Origin of the sequence: Paenibacillus sp. FJAT-26967 (genome assembly GCF_001541095.1) — a bacterium.
Classification (GTDB): domain Bacteria; phylum Bacillota; class Bacilli; order Paenibacillales; family NBRC-103111; genus Paenibacillus_F.
Map to the genome: position 1 here is coordinate 228,340 of NZ_LMXH01000005.1, position 19,814 is coordinate 248,153.

The 19,814-nt window shown below is 52.0% G+C and carries 19 protein-coding genes; 16 read left to right on the forward strand and 3 right to left on the reverse strand.

The genetic code is table 11. From position 1 onward, the window contains the following. The first annotated feature begins 10 nt into the window (after positions 1-10). The 4 genes from AR333_RS18940 to AR333_RS18955 all read left to right on the forward strand — a co-directional run bounded on the left by AR333_RS18940 (position 11) and on the right by AR333_RS18955 (position 4,930). Positions 11-1,384 (forward strand): sugar ABC transporter substrate-binding protein, encoded by a 1,374-nt coding sequence (locus AR333_RS18940; RefSeq protein ID WP_068776928.1) that lies wholly within the window; start codon positions 11-13, stop codon positions 1,382-1,384. 60 nt (positions 1,385-1,444) lie between these two features. Continuing rightward, entirely contained in the window at positions 1,445-2,452 is a 1,008-nt protein-coding gene (locus tag AR333_RS18945; RefSeq protein ID WP_068776929.1) for a LacI family DNA-binding transcriptional regulator, read from the forward strand. A 47-nt stretch (positions 2,453-2,499) separates the two neighbouring features. Continuing rightward, positions 2,500-3,462 carry an N-acetylglucosamine kinase gene (locus AR333_RS18950; protein ID WP_068776930.1) on the forward strand — a complete coding sequence of 321 codons (963 nt, stop codon included), beginning with the start codon at positions 2,500-2,502 and terminating at the stop codon, positions 3,460-3,462. 160 nt (positions 3,463-3,622) lie between these two features. Next, a complete protein-coding gene (locus AR333_RS18955) occupies positions 3,623-4,930 on the forward strand; it encodes a 6-phospho-beta-glucosidase (protein ID WP_068776931.1) in 1,308 nt (435 codons plus the stop codon). Positions 4,931-5,246: 316 nt separating this feature from the next. Here AR333_RS18955 and AR333_RS18960 read toward each other — a convergent pair whose 3' ends face one another. Then, positions 5,247-6,674: a sodium:alanine symporter family protein gene (locus AR333_RS18960; RefSeq protein WP_068776932.1), complete on the reverse strand. Its 1,428-nt coding sequence runs from the start codon at positions 6,672-6,674 to the stop codon at positions 5,247-5,249. Between the two features lie 436 nt (positions 6,675-7,110). Between AR333_RS18960 and AR333_RS18965 the strand changes: the two genes are divergently transcribed. The 9 genes from AR333_RS18965 (at position 7,111) to folE (ending at position 13,534) form a co-directional block, all read left to right on the forward strand. Next, positions 7,111-7,542 carry a GNAT family N-acetyltransferase gene (locus AR333_RS18965; RefSeq protein ID WP_068776933.1) on the forward strand — a complete coding sequence of 144 codons (432 nt, stop codon included), beginning with the start codon at positions 7,111-7,113 and terminating at the stop codon, positions 7,540-7,542. Positions 7,543-7,880: 338 nt separating this feature from the next. Next, a complete protein-coding gene (locus tag AR333_RS18970; protein ID WP_068776934.1) occupies positions 7,881-8,432 on the forward strand; it encodes a DUF402 domain-containing protein in 552 nt (183 codons plus the stop codon). A gap of 1 nt (position 8,433) precedes the next feature. After that, positions 8,434-9,027 carry a signal peptidase I gene (gene lepB / locus AR333_RS18975; RefSeq protein ID WP_068776935.1) on the forward strand — a complete coding sequence of 198 codons (594 nt, stop codon included), beginning with the start codon at positions 8,434-8,436 and terminating at the stop codon, positions 9,025-9,027. A gap of 36 nt (positions 9,028-9,063) precedes the next feature. Further along, positions 9,064-10,341 (forward strand): tRNA epoxyqueuosine(34) reductase QueG, encoded by a 1,278-nt coding sequence (gene queG, locus AR333_RS18980; protein ID WP_084783826.1) that lies wholly within the window; start codon positions 9,064-9,066, stop codon positions 10,339-10,341. Then, entirely contained in the window at positions 10,334-10,873 is a 540-nt protein-coding gene (locus AR333_RS25645; RefSeq protein ID WP_068776936.1) for a methylated-DNA--[protein]-cysteine S-methyltransferase, read from the forward strand. The genes queG and AR333_RS25645 overlap by 8 nt, the downstream gene beginning before the upstream one ends. Positions 10,874-10,903: 30 nt before the next feature. After that, positions 10,904-11,935: an HD-GYP domain-containing protein gene (locus AR333_RS18990; RefSeq protein ID WP_068776937.1), complete on the forward strand. Its 1,032-nt coding sequence runs from the start codon at positions 10,904-10,906 to the stop codon at positions 11,933-11,935. Positions 11,936-12,009: 74 nt separating this feature from the next. Continuing rightward, a complete protein-coding gene (locus AR333_RS18995) occupies positions 12,010-12,252 on the forward strand; it encodes a YneF family protein (RefSeq protein ID WP_068776938.1) in 243 nt (80 codons plus the stop codon). 93 nt (positions 12,253-12,345) lie between these two features. Further along, positions 12,346-12,954 carry a TetR/AcrR family transcriptional regulator gene (locus AR333_RS19000; protein ID WP_068776939.1) on the forward strand — a complete coding sequence of 203 codons (609 nt, stop codon included), beginning with the start codon at positions 12,346-12,348 and terminating at the stop codon, positions 12,952-12,954. Continuing rightward, positions 12,944-13,534 carry a GTP cyclohydrolase I FolE gene (folE, locus tag AR333_RS19005; protein ID WP_068776940.1) on the forward strand — a complete coding sequence of 197 codons (591 nt, stop codon included), beginning with the start codon at positions 12,944-12,946 and terminating at the stop codon, positions 13,532-13,534. The genes AR333_RS19000 and folE overlap by 11 nt, the downstream gene beginning before the upstream one ends. A gap of 241 nt (positions 13,535-13,775) precedes the next feature. Here folE and AR333_RS19010 read toward each other — a convergent pair whose 3' ends face one another. Both AR333_RS19010 and AR333_RS19015 read right to left on the reverse strand, forming a co-directional pair. Continuing rightward, positions 13,776-15,359, reverse strand: a complete 1,584-nt coding sequence (locus AR333_RS19010) for a Fe-Mn family superoxide dismutase (RefSeq protein ID WP_068776941.1) — start codon at positions 15,357-15,359, stop codon at positions 13,776-13,778. 75 nt (positions 15,360-15,434) lie between these two features. Then, the gene (locus AR333_RS19015) at positions 15,435-16,448 is read right to left on the reverse strand and encodes an alpha/beta hydrolase (protein WP_068776942.1); all 1,014 of its coding nucleotides are present in this window, start codon (positions 16,446-16,448) and stop codon (positions 15,435-15,437) included. A gap of 292 nt (positions 16,449-16,740) precedes the next feature. On the opposite strand from AR333_RS19015, the gene AR333_RS19020 reads away from it, so the two are divergent. From AR333_RS19020 to AR333_RS19030, 3 genes are all read left to right on the forward strand, one after another. Further along, positions 16,741-17,481: an IclR family transcriptional regulator gene (locus tag AR333_RS19020; RefSeq protein WP_068776943.1), complete on the forward strand. Its 741-nt coding sequence runs from the start codon at positions 16,741-16,743 to the stop codon at positions 17,479-17,481. Between the two features lie 422 nt (positions 17,482-17,903). Continuing rightward, positions 17,904-18,608: a hypothetical protein gene (locus tag AR333_RS19025; protein WP_068776944.1), complete on the forward strand. Its 705-nt coding sequence runs from the start codon at positions 17,904-17,906 to the stop codon at positions 18,606-18,608. A gap of 140 nt (positions 18,609-18,748) precedes the next feature. Then, positions 18,749-19,732, forward strand: a complete 984-nt coding sequence (locus tag AR333_RS19030) for a cation diffusion facilitator family transporter (protein WP_068776945.1) — start codon at positions 18,749-18,751, stop codon at positions 19,730-19,732. Positions 19,733-19,814 lie beyond the last annotated feature (82 nt).

The window sequence follows — 19,814 nt, forward strand, 5'->3', positions numbered from 1 at the left end:
TCTATTCACAATGATGAAGCCGAGGAAGGCGATAGGAACGGCGATGGCCGTATGGATGGCGGGGGCGCTGGCGTTAACCGCTTGTTCAGCAGGGGAAACCGCGAAGGACCCCGGCACAGAAGGCAAGGGAGAAATCGTAACGCTTACGCATTATACCCAGGATGCGCCGGATAAAGCTTATGTCGAGGAGCTTATTCCCGAATTCGAGAAACAAAATCCCGGCATTAAGGTAAAGATCGTGAAAGCTCCATATGAGCAGTTCGAATCGAAGCTGCAAAGCATGGTAGCATCAGGCAATGCACCGGATGTAACGTCCCACTGGGGCGACGCCGGGTTCGCCGAGTATTACGATAAAGGCATGATTCGTGACATGACGGACCTTCTCAAGGCGGATAATTTTAAAGCCTCGGATTATGGAATTCCGGATCACTTGATGGACATCTATAAGGTTAATGACAGAACTTATGGAATTCCAGTCTATAGTTACGTTTCCGTTCTCGTATATAATAAGGATATGTTTGACAAAGCGGGCCTGCCGTATCCGCCGTCGGATTATGAAGATAAGTCCTGGACTTTTGAGAAAATGCAGGACTATGCCCGGAAACTGACGAATGTTTCCAAAGATTTGAACAAGACCCAGTTCGGAATTGACTGGGGCTGGTCTGAGCGGGATATGCGTCCGCTCTATTTCGGAACCAGTGTCTATCCGGAGGATACATTCACCAAGAACGGTGGCAATCCCGCCTCCTCGCGTTTTAACTCGCCCGAGGTCAAGGATGCTTACCGGACCATTTATGACATGATGCACAAAGATAAAAGCATGATCGATCCCGTTACGAGCAAAGCGGTAGCGGGCGAGGGCGGGGATCCGTTTGCAGCAGGCAAGGTAGGCATGTCTGTCGGGGGCGCCTGGCTGTTGGCCGGCTCCAACGATTTCGGCTTCAAGGTCGGTGTGGCGGCCATTCCGGCCGGCAAGAACGAGAAGATCCGGGACGTCTTGTATGTCGATCCGCTGTTTATCCTGAAAGATTCGAAGCATCCCCAAGAAGCGCTGGAATGGATCAAGTTTCAGCTCACCAAGGAAACACAGGAGAAGGCGATCGAGCTTAGCGGCGGAACCCCTCCGGCTAATGCCTTGGCGGCTGAGAAATATTTCAGTACTTTTGCGAATATCGATCCTAAGGATGTAAAGAACGTGTACGAGGGCGGCATTAAATACGGTACGGAATCGTGGAATCACATGATCCCGGGGTATGCGGAGCTGAATACGATCATTAAGAACGAGATGGAGCCGCTTGAAAACGGTCAGAAATCGGTAGATGACGTCATGCCGGGGCTCCAAAAGCACATCAATGAAATTTTGGCGAAAAGGCAGAAAAAATAACAGGGTCGGACTCTTAACCAGCCCTGTTGAACAGAAATTCGACGTTGGGAGTTCGATTGGATGAAAATCAGTATTTTTGACGTTGCGAAGAAGGCCGGGGTGTCGGTTGTTACGGTATCCCGGGTTCTCAACGATTTCCCATCAGTCAGAGAAAAGAACCGGCAGAAAGTGCTTCAGGCTATTAAGGAGCTGGACTACCGGCCGAATTCGGCTGCGCGGAGTCTTGCTATGGGGAAGACAGGCGTAATCGGGCTGACGCTTACGACGCTGCAGGACACGCTGTTTGATGGAATTATCAAGAGTGTGAATGATGCTCTAAAGGAACACGGATACTTTCTGGCTCTGTCTATTGAGCCTGAGACAGCGGAAACTGCTAATGGAGAGAGCAGCAATTTCCTGTATCAGGAAGACCGGGTGGACGGCATTATTCTTCTGTCCCCCCTCAATGAAGAGCGCGATGTGCTGGAGCTCAAAAGAAAGAAAATCCCTTTCGTCCTGGTGGATAACCAGCTGGAAGATACGAGCGCCTCGGTTGTTAATGTCGATAATTATATGGGGGGGCTGACGGCAACCCGACATTTGCTTGGCCTGGGCCACACGCGAATTGCGCATGTCTGCGGCCCCGCCCTGTACCGGAGCGCGAGAGAACGCAAACGGGGCTATATGGATGCCATGGCGGAAGCCGGACTTACGCCCTATCTGATGGTCGATTCCGATTTTAACATCCGGGACGGTTACGAAATTGCCAAGAGCTGGCTTGCCGGAGGAGAGTGTCCTACGGCGGTTTTCGCAGCGGACGACTTCATCGCGCTTGGCATTGTGGAGGCATTCCGGGATGCGGGCCGTCACGTTCCGCAGGATCTGTCTGTCATCGGCTACGATGATCAGGCTTTTTCTGCGGATATTCATCCCCGGCTGACTACGATCCGGCAGCCGGCGGAAGGGATTGCTCAGGAAGCGGTCAAACTGCTCCTGAGAATTAAGAGCGGAGCCCAGAGGCGCAACGCGTCCATTAAGCTGGAACCGGAATTAGTCGTTCGCGAATCTACGACCGTCTGCCGGCCGTAAGTATAGGAAAGATAGATTATATTGCACGAAACAGGAGAGGGAGAGCCGTGAATTATTACTTGGGAATGGACGCCGGAGGAACTAAAACTTACGCCGTCATTGCCGACGAGTCGGGGAATGTCGTCGGAACAGGCAGGAGCGGAATGGGAAATCACCAGATTAACCATGCTGTTGCTGTACACAGCATCAACGAAGCGGTAGAGGGTGCACTTCAGCAGGCCGGATTAACCAAGCCGGATATCGCTTTTGCTTTTTTCGGCTTGGCAGGCGCAGACCGGGAGACGGATTTCCGCATTCTGCGGGAAATTCTGCGCAAGGTGGAATTTAAGAACTGGGACCTGGCGTGCGATACGATTGTCGCCATGCGTGCCGGCACGACGAGACAATCGGGCGTCGTGGTCATTTCGGGAACAGGCGTGAACTGTTCCGGGATGAATGAGCGGGGAGAAGCGTATCAATGCGGCGGCTTCTCTTATGCTTTTGGCGATTTCGGAGGCGGCAGCGGGCTTTCCACCGAAGCCTTCCGCACGGTGATCCGTGCCTGGGACGGACGTGAGGAAGAGACGCTGCTGACCGGACTTGTGCTTAAGCAGCTTGGCTACGAGTCCGTTGAGGACATGTTCAATGATTTCCTGGACCATGAGAAGAGAATTCCGAACAACTTGACGAAGCTCCTGTTCGAAGCGGCTTCGCAAGGCGACGCGGCTGCCCTCCGAATTCTACGCCAGCAAGGGGAGGAGCTCGGCTTGTCGATCGGAGCCGTCATTAAACGCCTGGACATGTCGGAAGACGAGTTCGATGTCGTACTGGCAGGAAGCGTATTAATGCGCGGCGACGGTGACTATGTGGAGAAGTACATTGAAGAAGCCGCCAAGAAAGCGGCGCCCCGCAGCAAGATCCGAAGACTGGAAGCCGAGCCTGTTGTCGGTTCTGTGCTGTTGGCGATGCAGCGCGGCGGAATGACGGTGAGCGAAGAAGTAAGCGAGCGTCTAAAGCAGCTTAAGATGTAGCTGGAACCGCTGAGAGCCCTTTGAGCGCCCGGCGGGCACGGCAGGAAGGCAGGACGGCATCCTGCAAGGGTTCGGGAGATAAGGCTGCTCTGATTAAGGGCAGCAGAAGCAAACAGTTCGTCCGTTTCAAGAGAGACAAACTAATCGGGGAGTGAGAGAAATGGAAAAAGGCTTGAAAATTGTTGTTATTGGCGGAGGTTCTTCTTATACACCGGAAATCGTGGAAGGGTTTATCAATAACTATGACAGGCTTCCGGTCCGCGAAATCTGGCTCGTAGATATTCCGCAAGGGGAATGGAAGCTGGAGATTGTCGGCAATCTTGCGAAGAGAATGGTCGAGAAGTCGGGTCTGCCGATTGGGGTCAATTTGACTCTGGACCGCCGGGAAGCTCTTCCCGGAGCGGATTTTGTCTCCACGCAAATGCGTGTGGGCATGCTGGAAGCACGCTCATGGGACGAGTCGATTCCACTGAAATACGGCATTATCGGCCAGGAAACTACCGGTCCGGGAGGCATGATGAAAGCATTCCGTACGATCCCGGTCCTGCTGGATATTTGCCGGGATATGGAAGAGCTCTGTCCGGATGCATGGCTGCTTAACTTTACGAATCCGGCCGGTATGGTAACGGAAGCACTATCCAAACACAGCAAGATCAAATCAATCGGCTTGTGTAATGCACCTATCGGTATGCACAAATGGCTGATGAAAGAATATGATGCTCCTGCATCCGGCATTTATATGGAATTCGTAGGATTGAATCACCTGCACTGGATTACTCAGATCACGGTAAACGGTGAATCCAAGCTGGAAGAGCTGCTGGGAAGCGGCAGCGGATATTCCGCGAAGAACGTACCGCAGCTGGAATGGAACAAAAGCTTCATCAGCGGGCTGGGAGGAGTGCCGTCTTACTACTTGAAGTACTTCTATCTGAGAGATGAAATGCTCAAAGAACTGCAGGAAGCTTCTAAGAAAGATGGAACCCGTGCAGAGGTAGTGAAGCGCGTAGAGGAAGAACTGTTCGAATTGTACAAGGACCCTGAATTAACCGAGAAACCGAAGCAGCTGGAAAAGCGCGGGGGCGCTTACTATTCGGAGGCGGCAGTTAATCTTATGTGTTCCCTGTACAACGATACACGCGACATCCAGACGCTGAATGTACCGAATAACGGCGCGCTGGATTTCCTTCCCGGTGACGCTTGTATCGAGGTTAACTGTATCGTGACTAAGCAGGGGCCAATTCCGGTTACCGTCAAAAAAGTTCCTGAGTCGATAAAGGGCCTGATCTGCGCAGTCAAAACGTACGAAGTGCTAGCGATTGAAGCTGCGATTACAGGCGACCGCGGAATTGCACTGCAGGCGCTTGCCCACCATCCGCTTATTTCTTCGGTTAACGATGCCGAGAAGATGCTGGAAGAAATGTTGGAGCAGAACAAGGCTTATCTTCCAAGATTTTTTGCAGTCGAGTAGGGTCTGACTGCCGTCTTAGTGTTTGGTATGCAATCATTCTTTTTGAAAATACGCCAGGCCGGTGAAAGAGCCTGCCTTTGTTGATAAAAATCCCTTGAAGTAGACGGTGTGGTGTAACCCGCGCGTCTTTACTTCAGGGGATTTTTCTCGTATAAGGCGAAAAAAAAACAGCCTCAACCCGGGACAATGCCGGACTGGGGCTGTTCTAAAGGTTTCTTTATAGAAATGGACTGACCGCGTGACCGCTTGACTGCTTGAGGGGAATTACATTGCATACTGGACTTGCCAGCCCTCGGTTAACTTGATTGATGAGTCGTTAACGTGTTCGTGATGTATCCGGATCAGAAGCAGCCGGGTCCCAGCATTCAATATTGTCGAGTCCGGGAACACGGTCTTTCGTAAACACGGGATCTTCGCCCGCCTTTCTCTGTTTGATGTAGTCTTGTAGGACAGAGAATGCGATTTTTGACAGCAGGGTTATCGCGATCAGATTGACCACAACCATGAGACCCATAAACAAATCGGCCAAATCCCATACCAATTGAACTTGGGCGATAGAGCCGAAAACCACCATGGCCATAACCGCAATCCGGTAAAGCTGGACCCAGATTTTATTGGAATTCAGAAATTCAATGTTGGTTTCACCGTAATAATAATTGCCCAGCAGCGTACTGAACGCAAACAGGAACACCATGATGGCCAGAAAACCCGAAGCCCATGAACCCATATGAACGCTTAATGCGGCTTGTGTCAGTTCGATGCCGTTAAGACTCGGATCGGTATAGGACCCGGAGAGCAGAACGATAAACGCGGTACTGGTGCAAATAACCAGTGTGTCGAACAGGACACCCAGAGCTTGGATCAGCCCTTGCTTGGCCGGGTGGGAGGTGGTTGCCGTTGCTGCGGCATTCGGGGCACTTCCCATACCGGCTTCATTGGAGAAGAGGCCGCGTTTCACGCCTTGCATAAGCGCCGCCCCGAGCGAACCGCCCGCGATCTGCTCGAAGCCGAACGCGCTCTTCACGATCAGAGCCAGTACGGCAGGCATTTCCGTGATGTTCATCATTACGATGAACAAGGCTACGCCGATATAAACGGCGGCAAGCACGACAACGATATATTCGGACATTTTGGCAATTCGTTTTACACCGCCGAATATAATTGCGGCCAGTATAACCGTCATAATGATTCCGACCGTCAGGCGGTCAGTCCCGAATGAGTTCTCGAAAGCGATGGTAATGGTGTTGGACTGGACGGCATTAAATACAAGCCCGAACGAAATCGTAATCAGCACGGCGAACAGAGCGCCCATCCAGCGCTTCTTGAGGCCAGTCTGCATATAGTAGGCCGGTCCCCCGCGGAAGCCGTTCTTATCCCGGATTTTATAGACCTGGGCCAGGGTGCTTTCCACAAAGCTTGAAGCCGAGCCGATTATGGCGATGACCCACATCCAGAATACGGCTCCGGGGCCCCCCAGAGCTACGGCGATGGCTACGCCTGTAATATTCCCTGTCCCGACGCGGGCGGCCATACTGATACAGAACGCCTGGAAGGGTGAAATATCGTCACGGGAGCCGCCTTTGGACTCAAACAAGACCCGAAACATATCCCGGAGCATACGGAACTGCATAAACTTCGATCGATAAGTAAAATAAAGACCGACGGTGATGAGGAGAACGATCAGAAGCTTGGACCACAGAAAATTGTTCAGGGAATCGATTATTGTTTGCAATAAATCAATCATGCAGCACCTCTCTTGTTGTATATTTTTGTGCCCGGTTTTGCATATTCTAAACAAAAACTTTTTAAGTATAACAAGTTTTTGCACGATGAGGTAGGACCTTGATACCTGTTTCATAAATTGGAAATCGGGTAAAGAGGCCGCTGGCTGCTGCTTGTCGTCTGCACCATGACAGCCGGATTAAGCTGACTTTTGATCATCCATATGTAACGGGAGCGGAATTACTTGAGGCTTTTAGTCATAGGAAGTCCGTCTCGTTAACTGGTAAAATTAGTTCTTTTTAGGCGATTGAAAGGAATAATGACAATGTAACCGCTTAATTTAAAGCGGTTACATTAAATTTGTTTAGAAAACTACAGTTTTTTTAAAAAAAGAGAGGATTTTCGGCGTTTTTTGTCGTAAGATTATCCTTACAAATTGATTTGTGGGAGTGGACCTCATGCGTGTTCGTTCTTTTCGATTGTCTGATTACAGCCTCATCTCGGGTTTGCTTCAAGAAGCACTCAGTGAACTTTGTTACAAAGAAACCATGCAGGCTTTTGCTAAGCAGCTGTCATGGGATGGCGAATTAGTTTTGGTTGCGGAGGATCAGGGAGAACTGGTTGGCATGGTGATTGGTACTATTGATGATAACAAAGGGTACTATTACCGGCTTGCCGTAGCACCCGGACACCGCCGTAAAGGAATCGGCAAGGCGTTAATTGAAGGAATGAAACAGCGTTTTATTCAGCGGAAGGTCAATCGTATTCTCGTGACAGTCGATCACCACAATGAAATGGTGATTCCTGTTTATGAGTCAGTAGGCTACAGCCCGTCTGATTTTACACGCAGCGCAAATCGGCTTAGCATTGTAAAGAAAGCGAGCATGTAGGGATCAATTATTGTATAATGAAGGCATATCTTTTTGTCGAAGCGGACAAGCTCCGTTCCCGGGAGGAAGATATGCCTTTGTTGTTTGGCAGGGTGAATGCAGGCTCCGGACGGAGCTTTTTTCATCGCCAAAATAAGGTTAAGGCAATGAGTCTTTAGGATGCCGGACTGTTTCTTAGCCGCTTCCTTTACCGGATCATCAGTTAGTGGAATTAATGATAAATGACCATGAAGGTTTAATGGATATAATGACTGCCTGTCTATTCATGATTGCAGGATCATAAGCGTGTACGTTCCAATGTCGGAATGAGCCGGATTAATATAGAGGGGCAGAGTTGAATGGATTCTTTTACACACCGCATAATTAAAAGCTTCAAGCATGACGGCCATCTGCACAGAATGTGGCTGGAGAACTGGAAAGTTCCGGAGGAAGAGCTCCTGCCCGAGCACAAGCGTGAGGCTATGATCGTACTGATTAACAATCAGACGAAGATTCAGGAATCAGACGGAAAAGAATGGACAAGCCGGATTCCGGGTGTCTCTTTTTTTATTCCGGGAGAATGGTACAACATCGTGGCTTTGCTCGAAGAGGGGGGAGTGCGATATTACTGCAATGTCGCTTCCCCGGTCTACCAGGCCGGTCATGTACTGACGTATATAGATTACGATCTGGATGTGATTCGGATGCCTGCGGGCGATGTCCATATCGTGGATCAGGAAGAATATGAACAGCACAAGTTGCTGTACCGCTACCCGTCGCTGGTAGAAACGAAGGTCAAAGCGGGACTGGACTCCTTGCTGAAGCGGATCGAGAGATCGGATGCTCCTTTTCATGACGAGAGTGTGAGAAGGTATTATCAGTTATGGAAGGACCGTGGAACGGAGGTCTGATGTGTCGCATTCCGGGCAGACTACTAGGAAGACCGCTGCATCTGCAGATTCTCAACAAACCCGTTTGAGGAACCGGAAAGAGCTGCGGCATGCAGCCGGGACCGTTCTCCTCATTGTGCTGGCGGTTCTGGTTATTCAGCGCTGGGGATTCAACATTTCAATGGTACGGGGAACGTCTATGCAGCCCACACTGCAGCCGGAACAGTGGTTGTTCGTTAATAAAACAGTGCCTTGGATGGGTGAATTCGGGCAAGGAGATATGGTGATCTTGAAAGAGCCCGCTTCCGTGAACAGGGGGGAGCATCCTTATCTGGTCAAAAGGATTGTTGCCACTGCCGGGCAGCGTGTTGAAATCGCGGACGGACGCCTATATATCGACGGCAAGGAAGCGGTAGAGCCTTATTCGGATGCGCGAATCGAGGACGGTGATTTCGGCCCTCTTGTGGTAGCGGAAGGAACCTTGTTCGTTATGGGGGACAACCGCCGCCGTGAAGGCAGCCTGGACAGCCGTTTTTTCGGCTCCGTACCTGAGGGAGGGCTTATCGGACGCGCGGAGTGGATTGTCTGGCCGCCGTCCAGTATGAGCGGGTTATAACCCGGAAGTAACGATAGGGGCAAAGGAGGAATTGTGATGCGCTTGTCCGTGACATCAGCATCCGCCAAGGAATGGCTTCTTTTGAAGCAGGAGCTGATTGAAGCGGCGCCGTCGATGGGAATCGACAAGATTGGTTTCGCCTCGGCGGAGCCTTTTCATGAATTGAAGGACATTCTGTTAAGGCATAGGGAAAAAGGTTACGAATCGGGATTCGAGGAGCCGGACATTGAGAAGCGTGTGCATCCCGAGCTTAGTCTGGCGGAGCCGAAGTCTATTCTCGCGATTGCAGTTGCTTATCCTTCCAAGCTGAGCAATCCCCCGCGCTCGGAGAAAGGCGCGTACCGGGGGATGTTATCGCGCTCGGCATGGGGGCAGGACTACCATCATGTGCTGAGGGAACGGCTTAAGAAACTAGCCGGTTTCCTGGAGGAGCGGGTGGAGGGTCTGCGCTTCGAAGATATGGTCGATACCGGCGCCCTCGTGGACCGCGCCGTTGCAGAGCGGGCGGGCATCGGCTGGGTCGGCAAGAACTGCGCCGTCATCACGCCGGAGTGGGGCTCATGGGTCTATCTCGGCGAGCTGCTTACAAATGTGCCGTTTCCCGCCGATACATCTATTATGGATCAGTGCGGAGATTGCACGATTTGTATAGATGCCTGTCCGACCGGAGCTCTTGTCGGACCCGGACAGCTCAACGCGGGACGCTGTATTTCGTTCTTGACGCAAACGAAAGGGCACATGCCCGACGAATTTAAAGATAAAATAGGCAACCGGCTGTATGGCTGCGATACCTGCCAAGTCGTCTGCCCGATTAACAAGGGCAAGAACTGGACGCATCATGCGGAGCTGCAGCCGGATCATGAAGTCGTTAAGCCGCTGCTTGTTCCGCTGCTTACGATGGGCAACCGCGACTTCAAGGAGAGGTTCGGTCAGAGCTCGGCGGCGTGGCGGGGCCGCAAACCGATCCAGCGCAATGCCGTGCTTGCGCTTGGGAACTTCAAGGACCGGTCCGCCGTGCCTGTTCTCCGCTCTCTGCTGAGAGAAGATCCCCGGCCTGAGCTGAGGGGAACGGCGGCATGGGCGCTCGGTAAGATCGGCGGGGATGCCGCAGCCGAAGCAGTGGACGAAGCGATGCGGCATGAGCGGGACGATATCGTGTCGGAAGAGCTGCTTAAGGCAGCGAGGAAGCTGGGTCTGCTCCGCGAACCGGAAAGTGACGGCAATCTGCCTGGCGGTTCCCGGTATAGTCCTGAACCGGGAACCGGTATGCCGCAGGTGGAATGGGAAGAGAAAGAGGATGGGAATCATGAATGACGGCCATGACTCTGAGTTTATTGATTATGATGTGCTGGAAGAGTCTCCGGCAGGCCCGCTGCTGCTTGCCGCTACGGACCAGGGGCTATGCACCGTGGCGTTTGGAGGCCTTCCTGACGCGCTGGAGAAGCTTCGGCGGTGGAAGATGAACTGGATGCCCGAAGCGGGCTTGCGCCGCAATCCAGGCCGTCTGCGCACGTTTGCCGGGCAGCTGGATGAATACTTTGCCGGCCGGCGCAAAGAATTCGACCTGCCGATTGATCTGCGCGGGACCGAGTTCCAGCGACGTGTATGGACGGCGCTTCTGAAAGTCCCTTATGGGGAGACGGCTTCCTATAAGGATATCGCAGAATCCATAGGGGCGCCCAAAGCAGTGCGGGCAGTGGGCGGTGCCAATAACCGCAATCCCGTTCCCATTCTGGTTCCTTGCCACAGGATCATCGGTGCCTCGGGACAACTTGTCGGCTACGCCGGCGGGCTGAATATAAAGACGACTCTCCTGCAGCTGGAAATCAGTGCAGAGACCAGTTAACCTTACAACGAAGAAGCGGGAGTGGAAGGCATGAAGTATGTTCCCATTGATTCCATAGAAACAGGACAATATCTGGGTAAAACCATTTTCTCAGGAAACGGGGCTGTTCTTCTTGCAGAAGGTGTGCAGCTGACAGTATATATGATTACCACCTTGCGCCGAATCGGAGTGACGATGCTCTACATCCAAGATCCGCTTACGGAAGATATCGAGCTGCCGGAAGTGGTCAGTGATGAGACGAAGCGCATTGTAATGAAAAAGATGCAGGACACGCTCAGTACGACCCGCTCGGGCAAAGATTTCGATTCGCGCTCCCTGAGCATCAGTATCGACACGCTCCTTAACGAAATTATGAAGAACAGCGATGTTCTTATCCAACTGACGGATATTCGTACCAAAGACAACGACATGTATCTGCATGCGCTGAATGTATGTACGATTTCTACGCTGATCGGGATTAACATGGGCCTCAACCAGCTCCAGCTGAAAGAGCTTGCGACAGGAGCGCTTCTTCACGACATCGGTAAAATGGATGCGATTACAGACGACAAGTCGCCGGATGAACGGCTGCATCATACATGGCGCGGGTTCGAGCTGCTCAAGCACAAGCGCGAATATAGTCTGCTGATCGCACACGTGGCTTTCCAGCATCACGAGACGCCGGACGGCTTAGGTCAGCCTAGAAGACTGCTGGTCGATCAGATTCATCTCTACGCCAGAATCGTATCCGTTGCGAATACATACGACAATTTGCTCCGCAGCGATGAATTAAAAACCGGAATGCTGCCTCATGTAGCCATTGAACATATGATGGCGCTGGCTGGAACCAAACTTGACCGCGAAGTGCTCATCCAATTCCTGCGGACAGTATCCATCTATTCGACGGGCACTTCCGTCCGCTTGTCCTCGCGTGAGACGGGCGTTGTGGTCGGCCAGCACAGAGGACTGCCGGGCCGTCCGATCGTCCGGATCGTGAAGCAGGAGGGCGGCAGTGACCTGGAGGTCAAAGAAGTGGATCTGGCACAGCATACGACTCTTTTTATCGAACACGTGCTCGGGTAAAGAGCTTGGATTTTCTTGCTTAATAATGCTATTATAAATGGGATTACAATCTTTGGATGCAGGGGGAAAGCAAGATGTGGGACATTATCATTCCGATCTTAACTTTGATTGTCGGGTTAGTCGGAGGATTTTTCATCGGGGTATACTATCTCCGCAGACAGCTCGAGTCAATGCAGAATAATCCCGAAATGATTCAGAAGATGGCCAAGCAAATGGGTTATAACATGAACAAGCAGCAGATGACTAAGGTGCAATCGATGATGAAGAACCAGAACATGTCGCCGAAGAAGCCTAAAGCCAAAACAAAGTCCAAATAAGATGTCCTGAGAGCGGCTGCCGGATTCCCGGCATCGGCTTTTCGGCGTATGTCACATTAGAACAGACCAGTATTATCCAGAGGTGGTTGGCTTATGCCCAGCAACAAAGACAAAATTCTCGCTGCTGCCATGGAACTTTTTCACGAGCAAGGCTTTCAGGCTACCGGTCTGGAGGAGATTCTCTCGCATTGCGGCGTATGCAAAAGTAATTTTTATTACCACTTCAAAAGTAAAGAAGAGCTTGGGCGTCAGGTAATCCAGCAGAAAATTGCGCTCATGAATGAGCAGATATTCATTCCGTCACTGGATAATAAGGCGTTGTCTCCGAAAGAAAGAATCAGCCGGTTGTTCCGGCTCATGCAGGCGGCTGCCGAGGAGCATGATTGCCGCAGAGGCTGCTATATCGGGAATCTGGCGATTGAGCTGAGCGGCCGCTACGAAGCTTTGCGCGGAATAATCAGCGATTTTCTGGAGGAAGTGCAGCAGAGGATAGAGGCTTGTCTGCTGGAAGGGACGGCTGATCAAGATATTAATCTTCATGGTATGAAGGCGCAAGAAACCGCTGCAGCTCTGACGGCTCTTCTGCAGGGAGGCATGCTGCTCAGCAAAGCTCACCGCAGCAGCCTCGCTCTGCAGTACAGCGGTAGACTCGTCGATCATATCGTGGGGAACGGATGGGAAGGAGACCAACATGCCGGCTAAGGAATACAAAAACAAAAGTGTCGCGGATAACCGCGAACAGATTGAAGGACATATTCGTGAAATCCTGCGTTTAATCGGAGAAGATCCACAGCGTGAAGGTCTTCTGGACACGCCTGCCCGGGTTACCCGGATGTACGAGGAGATTTTCGCAGGCTATGATGCCGATGTGAATGATGTGCTGGGCGTTAGTTTTGATGAACAGCACGAAGAACTGGTCATTATTAAGGATATCGTGTACTACAGCCAGTGCGAGCATCATATGGCGCCGTTTTTCGGCAAGATTCATGTAGGATATATCCCGAGCGGCAAAATCGCGGGACTAAGCAAATTTGCCCGTCTGGCCGATGCCATTACACGCAGACTGCAGGTCCAGGAGAGAATCACTTCCCAGATGGCTAACACACTGGATGAAGTGCTGGAGCCTCACGGCGTGATGGTTGTTGTTGAAGGGGAACATCTGTGCATGTGCGCAAGGGGAGTTAAGAAGCCGGGCAGCAAAACGGTGACGTCCGCAGTCCGCGGATCGTTCCGCACGGACCCCGCTCTGCGTGCTGAATTTCTGTCGCTGATCAAAGACTAACTTATAGGATCGACTACCATAAGACGGCCGCGTGCCGTCTTTTTGGTATGCAGCGGCACAATCCAAGCCGGCTGCCGGAAAGATGGAGAGCATTTACCGGATCGCTTTAGTATCCGTAACCACATTCGTAACCACATTCGTAACCGCACCAGTAACCGCACCAGTAACCGCAACAGTAACCACATTCGTATACGTGCAAAAGACCCTTGCCTGCCGTAAGCAGACAAGGGGCCGGCGCACTTCAGTAAGGAATCCAGGTGAGCTTACGGGCGGGCTCAAAACGGTCGTTGACATGATCCCAATTAACCACTTTCCACCAGTCTTCGATGTATTTGGCCCGGTTGCTTTTATGCTTGAGATAGTAGGCATGTTCCCATACATCAAGGACGAGAAGCGGGATGACGTCCCATTGGGACAAGTTCTGGTGCTTCTCGGCTTGCAGAATTTCGAGCCGGTGGCTGCGGGGGCTCCAGACGAGAATAGCCCAGCCGCCTCCTTCCACCTTCTTGGCAGCTTCCGTGAACTGCTTCTTGAAGCGCTCGAAGCTTCCGAAAGTTTTGTTAATCTCCGCGGCTATGGGACCGGAGGCTTTGCCTCCGCCGCCAGGCTTCATAATATTCCAGAAAATCGTGTGCAGGTAATGCCCGGCGCCATTGAAGGCAAGTTCCCGTTCCCAATGCTTAACCAGATCGAAATCGCCCGTTTCGCGCGCTTTAGCGAGCATTTTCTCTGCTTTGTTAAGATCGTCCACATAGGTCTTGTGATGCTTGTCGTGATGTTCGCGCATCGTCGCTTCATCAATATAGGGCTCCAGCGCATTGTATGCGTAGGGGAGCGGAGGAAGCTGGTGGCCACCTATGGGTACCGGCTTATAAGACGCGAGGGCCGCAGCGGAAGCCTGGGACACCTGTGCCGGCTGGGCCGCAGGTATGTCAGGCGTCTGCTGCTCCGCAGCATCGGGCGGCCGGTCCTGTTCCGAGCGCAGCTCCGGGCCGACCGGGCGGTCCGTGTCCGGTGCGCTGCGGGTATACAGGATCGGCCCGGCCGGCCCCCAGCCCGCCTGGCCGGACGCGCCTCCGGAGCCGTAGCTGCCCGGAGCGAAGCCCGCAGGCGCCCCGCCGGGCCAGGAGCCGCCACTCACCGGGGCAGCCTGACCTGGCGCCGCGCCCGGTCCATTGCCCGGCACACTGCTGTAGCCGGCAGCGAAGGCTCCCGGTGTTCCTGCGCCGGCCGGCTGTCCCCCCTCAGGCGGACCGAAGATGGCAGGGGCACCCGGCACGGTCCCGGGCCCCTGGAAGCTGCCCGGGGGCCAGTAGCCCTGCGAGGCTGCTCCGCTATGGCCATACGGTCCAGCGGCTCCTGCGCCGCCTCCGTAGCTTGGGGCCCCGTAAGGAACTGGAGGGAGAGAGGACTCCAATCCCTTGAGCGTGCCGAGGAAATATTCCGACTCGCGTATGATGTGCTCGATTACGACTGGGATTACCGGATTTGCGCTGACGGGTTTGCTTTCTTTTTCTATAAGCTGGAGCAATTCTATGAACTTGACGGACTGTTTCGTAGAGACATCGACCAATTGCTGGAGCTGCCGCTGCAGGAAAGGGTCAAGGGGATTCTTCGTTCGTATTGCCCATTCGATCCACTGGACGGCAGCATGCTGTGTTTTGGCAAATACGCCTTCCCATTCCTTTAAGGCCTGCACATAAGCGGGCTCCAGATCGGGGACAAGCTCGCGTATGACGACGGTATGTTCCTTCTCTTGCTCTTTCCAGAACCGTATTTCTTCTAAAATTCTTAATGGCATCAAGCTGCCATAGACAGAAAGCATAAAGCCAGCCTCCCCCGGAATCACATTACTACCGATTGTATTCCGGGGAGAGCCTGGCTTATTCGTTTTAACGGTTTATTTCATTTCGACAAAACCGGCTTCAGGCAGCTGCGGACGAGCAATTGTTTGAAGGAAACCGAAGGTGCGCGTAATATACTCATCCGGCTTGGCTGAATATATCAGTTCATGCTTGCCTGTGGGGATAACCCAATAGTTAGATGCCTGGTTGCTTTGGTTCTTATAGATTTGTTCAGCGATTCCATAAGGGGCGCGTTCGTCTTCATCGCCGTGAATAAAGTAAATCGGCATCGGATACTCATGCGTCGTTACGCTTTGATAAGGAATCTGATTCATGCTGACGCCGTTGAGCATCGGGAAAAATAGACGTACGAGAGGCAGAGAAGGGAATTTAGGGATATTCACGTACTGCTTCATATTATGATAAAGCGTATCGGGACTCAGCAGGAAGGAACTGTCGAGTATCATGCCGTCAATATCCTGCGTATTTAATGCGGCTTGAAGAGCAGTGCCGGCTCCCATAGAGAATCCCCATACATATATGTTTTGACTGCCTTTATTCTTAATATAGTTAACTGCGCCGAGCAGTTCCTTGGATTCTTGGATACCTGCAGTCACTATGCGCTGATTATCAGGCTGTACATAGCCGTAATCGAACATAAGCACATTGTATCCGCTCTCATTAAGTTTTTTGGCAAGGGAGTAGATGGGAACCCACAGCTCTTCACGGTTGCCGCCGTATCCATGCGAGAAAATGACCGTCTTATCGGAAGCCCCCGAGGGAATATACCATCCGTTCAAATTACTGTTTCCTGTTGAACTGGGAAACGTAACATCTTCGTAGCTCAGTCCGACGGCTTTGGCCGGATTGGAACTAAGAGGTGCGATTGTCGGTCTTGCCAGTGTCCATGCGATAAAACCGTGAAAACCAAGTACAAGGCTGGTGAAGAGCAGGAAGACACAGAGCAGGGAAAGAAGGATCGCCTTCTTACGGCGGGTTAACGTACGGACAGGTACATGCTCCAGAGATGCAGGGTTAAGCGGATTTGTGTTTACAGGAGTTGTATTCATTAGGTCCCCTCCTTTGCAGAATGGGTCTTTGTAGGAGATTTAGTCGTTAGGAACCTGATTTGCCTGAGGTCTTAATTAACTAAATTTTCTGAAAAGAACCTTGTGGTAACCTAATATTATGTCAACTTTCATAGTTCGTCAATATGTGCAACAGAATGTTAATTCTCTTGTAATCTCCCTGTAATACAAGGGTTACAGCGGTTTTTTACTTTGTATTTAGAAGCGGTATCCTGTATAATAAAAGAAACAGGGTTTCACTATGTGAAACAGAATTAGACGGTGGTGACTACCTATGGAAGAAGCGAAATCGACCGTACGGGCTGTGGAACGGGCATTGGATATTCTCCTTTGTTATACCGATGCCACAGAACTGACATTGACGGAGATCTCGACACGTGTATCTTTGCATAAAAGTACGGTATACCGCCTTCTGGCTTCTTTGGAAGCCAAAGGCTTTCTTATACGTGAACCGGAAGGGGATAAATACCGGCTCGGGTTTAGCATCTGGGAGCTGTCGGCTCATATGTCCCAGGGCGATGATCCCGGTATGGTGCTTCTGCCGGAGATGGAGCGTCTGCGGGATCAGGTGAATGAGACGATCTCGCTGTACGTGCTGAGCGGCCAGGAACGCGTCCGCGTCCAGGCGGTGCAGAGCAATCACGCAATCCGGAGGGTGGCGCCTATCGGTGTGAGAATGCCCCTGTACGTCGGGGCATCCAGCAAGATCCTCCTCGCCTTTGGCGAGGCGCAGGTGCAGCAGCAGGTCATGATGGATGCCGAGCTTGCAGGCATCCACCGGGACACGTTCCTGCACCAGCTTCATGAGACGCAGAAGGCGGGCTACGCCACCAGCGTCGAGGAGAGGGAGCCCGGGGCGGCTGCTTTATCCGCACCGGTATTCAACCGTGCGGGCAAGCTGGTTGCCGCACTGGCGGTATCCGGGCCCTCGAACCGGCTGACGCTCGAGGTGATGCACGAGCAGGCGCCTGTGATCGTCGAGGCCGCCCGGCGCATGAGCACCATGCTGCGCTGACCGCAGAGTGCCGGTAGGGCATCCGCCGGTTCTCGTGTTGTTTTTTATAGAAGAAAGCGGCCACATGCCTTTAATAAATTCCCGTGTTTACGAGCGATGAGGGTGCCCTGACAGGCATCCTCTTTTGTTGCTTTTAGCCGGCATAACCTTCTTATCAACGTGCGCATGCAGACAAAATCCGCGTTTCTTAGTATAATGAGACATTGAGTTGTAAAATTTTGCGTTTCATCAAGTTGATTTATGGGTACAAGTGGACCGGCTTGGTACACATCCGGGATATCGCATCCACATTGTTTCCTGGTTTCTCCTAGTCAGCTATTGCCGCCCGAAGGAATTCTTTATGCTAGAAAGATTAGCAAGATTGACATCAAGAGCATGCTTACGCAAGGGTGACGGATAGAGGTCACAGGGGGTACAACGATATGCACGTCTTTTATAAAAAATTTGCTATGCTGGCCTTATTGGCCGTTATAGCCGCAGGCTGCCAGAATCAGAGCAAATTGGAGCAGGCACAGTCCGCCGGACCCGCTGCCGGGTTTTCTGCAGAGAGTAAGGCGGATATCCGCCATGAGGCAGCCTATACGCCGGAAGTTTCTGCGTCTTCTTCTGATCCTATGTCCAAAACACTTCCTGCACCGTCCGCCCGGGTGGACGGAGGAGTTACAATGGACAAAAACTCCAGCGGGCCGGAGTATTTAAGTCCGGTTGAACTGGTCAGCTTTGTTCATGAGGTTGCGGAGAAAGGCCATTCGCCTATTCTCAAGCGACTGCTCGCAGAGTGGACAGGAGGAAGTAAGAACCTTGCGTCTTTGGAACAGAAACTCGCGGATTTAAGCAAAAATGCAGGCGGGTACTACAAGCTTGCTTATATAGAGATTGAGCTGAAAGATTTAACGGAAGTAGCCAAAGAGGACTTTCGAGAACGCGGTGTTGTGCCCAAGGACGATAAGAACCCGGCTGTGGCCGCAGGCCAGCATCTGGTGTACGTGTCCGGCGGGGAGCAGCAGTATTTGTGGACCGTACTTATGAAGCCGAATAAGGCGGGGTATTATCTGGACAGCATGAGAGAGTTTCCGAGTGAAACTCTGAACGGCTACTTAAAGACACCTGAGAAATATTTGCAATAATTAATACAGATCCGGAACTTCCGTTCATCACGGAAATTCCGGATTTTTTTTATAAAGAGAGGAGAAAGTTTAGGAAAAGAAAGGAATTTCAGGCCTGGCAAGGGCTATACTATAGCGGAAGACGCTTTAAAAGGGAGAGGATGCCGTTGAACCGGCAAAAGTCAATGATAGCTATGTGGATCAGCCTGATTAGTAATGTCCTCCTGACGGCGATCAAATTGGCAGTAGGATGGCTGTTCGGCAGTCAGGTGCTGATCGCTGACGGCATCCACAATGCGGGCGATGTCATCGCCACGGCAACTGCGTACAGCTCGATGAAGATATCGAGCCGCCCTGCCGATCACGAGCACCCTTACGGACACGGGAAGGCGGAGGTACTCGGCTCCGGGGCGGTCGCACTGCTGCTTGCCGCTGCTGCCGTGTATATGGGATATCATGCGGTTGCAGCACTGTTCGAACCGCCTGGAGAGGCTCATCTGATGGCTTTGATAGCCGCTGTTATTTCCCTGCTATGGAAACAATGGCTCTACGTCTATACGATCAAACTCGGCCGCCAAATGAACAGCAAAGGCCTCATTGCTACGGCCTATGACCATCTGGCGGATGTCTATGCTTCTATCGCTGCCTCTGCGGGAATAGGGCTTGCCTTGGCCGGTGACCGCTTTAATATCCCTATCTTGGCCTATGGAGACCCTTTCGCGGGTATTATCGTTTCGCTGCTTGTGCTTAAGCTGGCTTATTCCATGGGCAGGGAGGCAATTGATATCCTAATGGAAAAAAATGTGGACGATCGTAAGCTCCAACAGTATCAGGCGATTATTAAACAGTTTCCCGGAGTCAAAAGAATTGACCGCCTGCGGGCGCGTGAGCATGGACATTACATTCTGGTGGATGCGCGGATCGGTGTTTTGGGTACTCTTACGATTCAAGAGGGACATGACATCGGACGAGGGATTAAGGAGAAAATCAAAGGAGAGCACTCTGAGGTTGACGAGGTGCTCGTGCATTTGAATCCGTGGTACCCGGATGAAGACAAGAATTCAGATGATGACCCAGATGGGAAGAGACAACCCGTTAACGGTTCCAGTTCTAACGTCATTATTCAAGTCGATGATTCGGGTTAGCGGTAGGGGGATTTGCTGCTTTAAATAGTACCTCTTCTTGTGGGGTTAGAGTAGGTCAAAACAAAAAAAGAGAGCCCGCGGG

Coding starts and splice junctions, on each gene's coding strand:
- AR333_RS19025 (WP_068776944.1), top strand. CDS start 17,904: ATGCACGTCTTTTATAAAAAATTTGCTATGCTGGCCTTATTGGCCGTT.
- AR333_RS18945 (WP_068776929.1), top strand. CDS start 1,445: ATGAAAATCAGTATTTTTGACGTTGCGAAGAAGGCCGGGGTGTCGGTT.
- folE (WP_068776940.1), top strand. CDS start 12,944: ATGCCGGCTAAGGAATACAAAAACAAAAGTGTCGCGGATAACCGCGAA.
- AR333_RS18970 (WP_068776934.1), top strand. CDS start 7,881: ATGGATTCTTTTACACACCGCATAATTAAAAGCTTCAAGCATGACGGC.
- AR333_RS18965 (WP_068776933.1), top strand. CDS start 7,111: ATGCGTGTTCGTTCTTTTCGATTGTCTGATTACAGCCTCATCTCGGGT.
- queG (WP_084783826.1), top strand. CDS start 9,064: ATGCGCTTGTCCGTGACATCAGCATCCGCCAAGGAATGGCTTCTTTTG.
- AR333_RS19015 (WP_068776942.1), bottom strand. CDS start 16,448: ATGAATACAACTCCTGTAAACACAAATCCGCTTAACCCTGCATCTCTG.
- AR333_RS25645 (WP_068776936.1), top strand. CDS start 10,334: ATGAATGACGGCCATGACTCTGAGTTTATTGATTATGATGTGCTGGAA.
- AR333_RS19020 (WP_068776943.1), top strand. CDS start 16,741: ATGGAAGAAGCGAAATCGACCGTACGGGCTGTGGAACGGGCATTGGAT.
- AR333_RS18995 (WP_068776938.1), top strand. CDS start 12,010: ATGTGGGACATTATCATTCCGATCTTAACTTTGATTGTCGGGTTAGTC.
- AR333_RS19000 (WP_068776939.1), top strand. CDS start 12,346: ATGCCCAGCAACAAAGACAAAATTCTCGCTGCTGCCATGGAACTTTTT.
- AR333_RS19010 (WP_068776941.1), bottom strand. CDS start 15,359: ATGCTTTCTGTCTATGGCAGCTTGATGCCATTAAGAATTTTAGAAGAA.
- AR333_RS19030 (WP_068776945.1), top strand. CDS start 18,749: ATGCCGTTGAACCGGCAAAAGTCAATGATAGCTATGTGGATCAGCCTG.
- AR333_RS18955 (WP_068776931.1), top strand. CDS start 3,623: ATGGAAAAAGGCTTGAAAATTGTTGTTATTGGCGGAGGTTCTTCTTAT.
- AR333_RS18990 (WP_068776937.1), top strand. CDS start 10,904: ATGAAGTATGTTCCCATTGATTCCATAGAAACAGGACAATATCTGGGT.
- AR333_RS18940 (WP_068776928.1), top strand. CDS start 11: ATGATGAAGCCGAGGAAGGCGATAGGAACGGCGATGGCCGTATGGATG.
- AR333_RS18960 (WP_068776932.1), bottom strand. CDS start 6,674: ATGATTGATTTATTGCAAACAATAATCGATTCCCTGAACAATTTTCTG.